This is a genomic window from Rhodoluna sp. (assembly GCF_024641065.1).
In the GTDB taxonomy this organism is placed as follows: domain Bacteria; phylum Actinomycetota; class Actinomycetes; order Actinomycetales; family Microbacteriaceae; genus Rhodoluna.
In genome coordinates, this window is sequence record NZ_JAHEDV010000010.1 from 1 (window position 1) to 5,254 (window position 5,254).

The 5,254-nt window shown below is 51.2% G+C and carries 7 protein-coding genes; 3 read left to right on the forward strand and 4 right to left on the reverse strand.

The annotated features are described in order from the left end of the window. Positions 1–239: 239 nt before the first annotated feature. The gene (locus tag Q0L26_RS05405) at positions 240–968 is read right to left on the reverse strand and encodes a PepSY domain-containing protein (RefSeq protein WP_296648453.1); all 729 of its coding nucleotides are present in this window, start codon (positions 966–968) and stop codon (positions 240–242) included. Between the two features lie 114 nt (positions 969–1,082). Here Q0L26_RS05405 and Q0L26_RS05410 point away from each other — a divergent pair, with 114 nt between their 5' ends. Further along, a complete protein-coding gene (locus Q0L26_RS05410; protein WP_296648454.1) occupies positions 1,083–1,403 on the forward strand; it encodes a hypothetical protein in 321 nt (106 codons plus the stop codon). Here the strand turns inward: Q0L26_RS05410 and Q0L26_RS05415 are convergent, their stop codons facing one another. The 3 genes from Q0L26_RS05415 to Q0L26_RS05425 all read right to left on the reverse strand — a co-directional run bounded on the left by Q0L26_RS05415 (position 1,404) and on the right by Q0L26_RS05425 (position 3,290). Then, on the reverse strand, positions 1,404–2,003 hold the full coding sequence (locus Q0L26_RS05415; protein ID WP_296648457.1) for a LysE family translocator: 600 nt from the start codon (positions 2,001–2,003) through the stop codon (positions 1,404–1,406). Between the two features lie 30 nt (positions 2,004–2,033). Next, the gene (locus Q0L26_RS05420; protein ID WP_296648458.1) at positions 2,034–2,933 is read right to left on the reverse strand and encodes a hypothetical protein; all 900 of its coding nucleotides are present in this window, start codon (positions 2,931–2,933) and stop codon (positions 2,034–2,036) included. A gap of 108 nt (positions 2,934–3,041) precedes the next feature. Then, the gene (locus tag Q0L26_RS05425) at positions 3,042–3,290 is read right to left on the reverse strand and encodes a hypothetical protein (protein WP_296648460.1); all 249 of its coding nucleotides are present in this window, start codon (positions 3,288–3,290) and stop codon (positions 3,042–3,044) included. Here Q0L26_RS05425 and Q0L26_RS05430 point away from each other — a divergent pair. Then, positions 3,289–3,606 (forward strand): hypothetical protein, encoded by a 318-nt coding sequence (locus Q0L26_RS05430; RefSeq protein ID WP_296648462.1) that lies wholly within the window; start codon positions 3,289–3,291, stop codon positions 3,604–3,606. The genes Q0L26_RS05425 and Q0L26_RS05430 overlap by 2 nt on opposite strands. Before the next feature lie 99 nt (positions 3,607–3,705). Beyond that, on the forward strand, positions 3,706–5,254 hold a 1,549-nt coding region (locus Q0L26_RS05435; protein WP_296648464.1), incomplete at its 3' end, for a hypothetical protein.

Genomic DNA, 5,254 nt, shown 5'->3' on the forward strand with positions numbered 1-5,254 from the left:
CAAGGGCACGCAAACGACCCTAAGGAACCCGGATTCTTTGCTCGTCTCTTTGGAGGTAAGAAATAATGTGCAGCCCAGCTCTTTGCCCACAGTGCAACAAAGTCACCTGGACCGGATGCGGTCAGCACATCGAAGAAGCTCTCGACGGTGTGCCTCAAGACCAGCGTTGCACCTGCAACGACTAGTTTGAAAACGAAAACGGAGCCTCACAAATGTGAGGCTCCGTTTCGCTATAACTGCTAAGGAGTGGTTGTGGTCGGTGGAGTCCAAGCGCCACCGTTTGTGCCATCTCGATCACCGTCGTGGTCGCCACCGCGTGGGCCGTGACCCTTGCCGCCGAAGCCCTTAGGGCCTCCAGCTGGCGGGGTGTCAACAGACAAGATTGCGTTGTTCGCATCGAAGTGAACTGCAACCTTAGTGCCGTCAGTCTTGGTCATTAGAACCACATAAGCCGCACCGTTGCGGGTGTCTTTGAAAATGTGATCAACAGTTGCGCCGGCAACCTTTGTCTTAGCGAGGTCGCCAAGAGTGGTTGCAATGGTTCCGGTTACCTCAGCCGGAGGGGTGCGGTCGCCGCCCTTGCCGAATGCACCAGGACCGCCAGCAGGTTGAGTGTCAACTGAAGTAATTGCGTTGTTGGCATCGAAGTTGACTTTCACGTGAGTGCCATCGGTCTTGGTCATGTGAACCTCGTAGGTGGCAACGCCATCCGAGTCTTTTTCAACTCGGTCAACCGTTGCACCAGGAACTTTGGCCTTAGCCAGGTCGCTCAAAGTTGTGGCTAGATCGCCGGTCACTGCCTCTTCAGGGGCGTGGGCTTTGAATGAAGGAGGAACTGGCGCAGATGAAGAGCTGCTCGATGGTGTCGAAGGGGTGTCAGCTGCATTTGCGCCAGCAATCGACATGAAGCTGCCGGCTAGCAAACCAGCGGTCAAGAGCCCTGCGGCTCCGATTAGTTTCTTGTTCATGTGTTGTCCTAACTGCGAACTATTTGCTCGCTAAGAAGATAGTTGCTTTTGAACCTGCGTGAAACCCATAGAGAACCTGAAAGGGGGCTGGCAATTTTGAATAGGCTTTTGAACATGGATGAGCGCAAAAACTACCCGCAGGTATACATCGACTCGGCGCAGGATAGCTTCATGCTGCAACTTGAGCAGCTCGAGCAGGCGCAGTTGAGCCCAGCGATTTCTAAGAATGCGCTGCGCAATTTGGCGCTGTCTCTCGAATTGCACTTTGTTGATCGCCTTCAAGTTATCGAACAGGATGGCGGCGCTCTTCAAGATTTGCGTGCAGTTGCAGCGTTGCTAACGCACGACGCCAAAGCTCCGGTGGCACTTGGTTATTTGAAAGAACTGGTTGACGAAGTTTTTCTCGAACTCAACAAGAACTTCGCGCAAAAGTAGTTAGTTTCTAGGGCTGAGTGCGAGCCCAGCAGCAAGCAGCATGATTCCGATTCCAGATGCTGCGGTCAGCCAGCGGCGAACTCTTGGCTGTGCAAGCCATCGACTCGATTTCTCGATAATCGCAACCAACACGAAATACCAACTCATTGAAATGGTTGCCCAAAGAGTGCCGAAGATCATGATGCCAGTTAGCAAATTGAATCCATCTGGAACATATTGAGGCAACAGAGCAAGAGCAAAAACCATGGCCTTTGCGTTGGTCAGATTTGTGATCAGACCAACCCGATAAGCGCTTGCGGCAGAGGCTGAAGTTAAACCTTCTAAGTCGAATGCCGAGTGCCTGCTTCTCAGCGACCACAAGGTTTGCAACGCGATGAAAACCAGATAAGCAACGCCGCTCCAGCGCAGAATTTCAAAGGCTACCGGCGAGACGGCAAAGATTGCCGAGAGACCTAGGGCGCTAGCAGCCGACCAAATCAGCAGGCCGGTGCTGTTTCCCAAGATTGAGATGCGAGCTATGCGCGGCCCACTAACTATGCCTTGGCGCAAAACCATAGCAACGCCTTGGCCTGGCACTATCGAAATGAAGAGTGCAGTCAAAGCGAAGGCTGCGAGGTTTGAAAGCACCGTTTACTTGGTGATTTTGAAAGTGCCGGTAGTGATTTTTGAACCAACCGGCAAATTAGTTGGCAGGTAGATTCCTTGGTCCATATATACGGTTGCACCCGCCTGAGTAACGGTTAGCTTGTTGCCCACACGCTCTTGGAAGTAGTTAGTGGTGTTGTTATATGCCGTGAGCGAAAGGCCGAAGCCATGATTCTTGAATGCGAAGTTGGTCGACTTCTTAGTTGTCGCATTAAAAATTTGAATCTTAGGGTCAGTAAAAGTGAGAACCGTTCCTTTGGCTATGGCGCCCTTTGGTGACCACTGAGTTTCAAGCCAAAGTTTGGTTAGGTGGGCTGGCACCACGAACGATTTGCCGTAGGTCTTGAACCCAAAGCTAATTTTGTAATTGGTTGAATTTTCAGAAGTCACTGCAACCGGCTCTTGGTCGCCAATTTTGACAGTTGTTGCAGCGGTTAACCTTCCTAGCAGCCCTTTGTATTTGCTGTCGAGAAATTCGTTATAGGTGTTGATTATTCTGAGGTTAGCAATTTGCTCACCTGCAATTTTGGTGTGCTCCCAAACGCCGCCACCATAAGAAACTCCTAGCATTTCTCGCGTGCCGTCGATGCCGCCGATCACGCAGCAGCCTTTGTCGACAGTCAAAGACTTAGTGCCGGTGGCACTCAGCGAAAATTCGATGTGGGTGCCAACAGGCACCGCAGAAATGTCGTAGTTGAATTCTGCCGTGACGTTGTCGAATTTCAGTGTTCCTGTGTCGTTCATAGATGCGCTACCAGTCGATAAAGTTGCGACATATCGGTAACTCTCAGTTCCGGCAACAGGAGTTGCAGCTTGTGCTGCATTTGACGGCACGATTGCCAACGACGCGACTATGGCAATAAAGGCTACGAATTTTGATTTCATAGCCCCAAGGTAGCAGTCGAGAAGCCAGGCAGCTCTTCATTATTTGATTTGTTGACCTTGTTCACTGTAAAGATCACTGATTGAATTTCAGAACGCTTAGAGTTGGTGTCAGCTGTAGGCGCATTGGTGCGCATTGCTGAGAGGGCAGAACTCAACACTTAGCGGTGAACGACGTTGACCAAGAAGTGAAAGCCAACCCACCACCAGGCAATCATGATTGCCAACCAAGTTGTCTAGCAGCGGGTCAACCAAAACTGAGAGCGTCGGAAATATGTGCAGGATGTGATCGAGCTGTCTGAGAATGTTTGCGGCAAATTCCCAAAGCAGCAGACCAACGACCGCTGCAGCCCAGGTCATGCTCGCACGCCAAGAATTTACCCGCTCTTACATCGAAGCGTTTCAAGATGCTTTTGATGTTCAGCTTGCCCAGATCGAAAAGGCTGAATTGAGCCCAGCGGTTCAGCGAAACGCACTTCGAAATCTTGCCCTATCGCTCGAACTGCATTTTGTGCGACGCATGCGCCGCCTCGAGAAGAAAGACGACGGCCTCAAAGAACTTCGTGCTGTTGCCGAATTGCTGATGCATGTCGCCAAGGCCCCGATTGCCCTCGAGTTCTTGCGAGAGCTAGCCAGCGAATCATTCGAAGAGCTTTATGAGGTCTTTGCCGTCTAGTACCTTTGAGCCATGGTCAAGGAACCTATGGTATCGAGCGGCTGGCTGGGTCGGCTGACGCTGGTAGCGGTTCTTTTAGTCGCAATGGTTGGCGCTCCGATGAGCGCGCAAGCCGCAGAGTTCGAACCAAACATGCCTGTCACGATCGTTGGGCAGTATGGCGTTGGCGGCACTCTCGCCGCGGTGTATCCGAGTGATGACCCAACGGTGACTGCAACATTCGAGTGGTTTGCTGATCAGATAAAGATTGAATCGATTCAGTCCTCTACGTTTTATCTAACCAGCGCTCAACTCGGCAAGGTAATCAGCGCAAGAATCACGCTGAACAAAAACGGCTACGAGCACAGCATTGTCACCGCCACCGGTTCAAAAGTTTTTGCGGGGGTTCCCGACTCATTTGGAAGCATGACCTATTACGAAGAATCGGTTCGTCAGCCCGGATGCTTCGCTCCACGCCCTACCCAGGTAGATGTTCCAACGGTCGGTTGGCCGGTCTATTTCTCGTGCCAGCCTTACAACACTAACTTCGGCAGCCCGAACGAACAAAAATTCTGGTGGTATCGCAACGGAAAACTCATCGACGGCGCAAATAGCATCACTTATCGTTTGCAACCCGAAGATGCCGGCCAAAACATTTGGGGCGGATATCAGGCAACTTATGCGAACGGCTTTGTCTTTACAGAGACCAAAAAACTTCGCAAGCCAATTGCCTACCAACAAACTCTGAGCAAACCGGAAATTCTTGGAACGGTTAAAGCCGGAGCAACGCTGCTTGCGCGCACCCTTGATTGGAACCGCGATGCCGAAGTTTCCTACCAGTGGTTTAGCGACTACAAGCCGGTTGCCAATGCCACCAGGTCGAGTTATTCGGTGGGTGCGGCAGATATCGGCAAGGCCGTGCAGGTTTTGGTCACTTCGACTCGAACCGGATTCACCAGTGCTTCATCGCTTAGCCTGCCGGCGTCTGGGTCGAAGATTGCCGCCGTCAACCCGCTCGACGCGTATCAAAAGGTGTTCAATGGCTATTCGAAGTCGACGACAGCCTATGACATCAACTACATTGCTTCGCCCAATGTGACCAAGGCCACCCTCGATCGCGAGAAGTTGCTGGTGAATCGCGCCGCTGACTTCTGGGTTAATCACTACACACCGGTTGGTGTGACGGTTGTTTATGTAACAAAAGTTGACGCCAGCTGGGCCGAAGAACTTGTGTTGCAGAACCCAAGTTGGAAGAACAATATTTCAGGCGGCATTCGATCATGGATAGAAAAGAATGACTGCGGTTTTGCACTGGCATTTAAAGCTGACGGCAAGCAGGTTTTCATTCAGTGCGTGCGAAACGCAGCCGATAGCAATATAAATGATCAGCAAGTTGGACCGCATGAATACAGTCACTGGGTTCAATATGAGCAAACAGCAAATCTGTTTCTTGCAACAATTCCCTGGCTAGTCGAAGGGCAAGCGAATTTCTATGGGCTCGCTCTCGGAATTGCACCAGAAGACGCAGCGCTCAAATTTGTCAACTACTCGCTGGCTGGTCACGCGACTCAATATGACATTTATAACGGTTACAAATTCGGCGAATTCAGAATGCTAGACGTTTTTCAGCAGGGTAATTCGTTTGACACTCAGATCATGCTCAATCGTG

Coding starts and splice junctions, on each gene's coding strand:
- Q0L26_RS05405 (WP_296648453.1), bottom strand. CDS start 968: ATGAACAAGAAACTAATCGGAGCCGCAGGGCTCTTGACCGCTGGTTTG.
- Q0L26_RS05410 (WP_296648454.1), top strand. CDS start 1,083: ATGGATGAGCGCAAAAACTACCCGCAGGTATACATCGACTCGGCGCAG.
- Q0L26_RS05420 (WP_296648458.1), bottom strand. CDS start 2,933: ATGAAATCAAAATTCGTAGCCTTTATTGCCATAGTCGCGTCGTTGGCA.
- Q0L26_RS05430 (WP_296648462.1), top strand. CDS start 3,289: ATGCTCGCACGCCAAGAATTTACCCGCTCTTACATCGAAGCGTTTCAA.
- Q0L26_RS05425 (WP_296648460.1), bottom strand. CDS start 3,290: ATGACCTGGGCTGCAGCGGTCGTTGGTCTGCTGCTTTGGGAATTTGCC.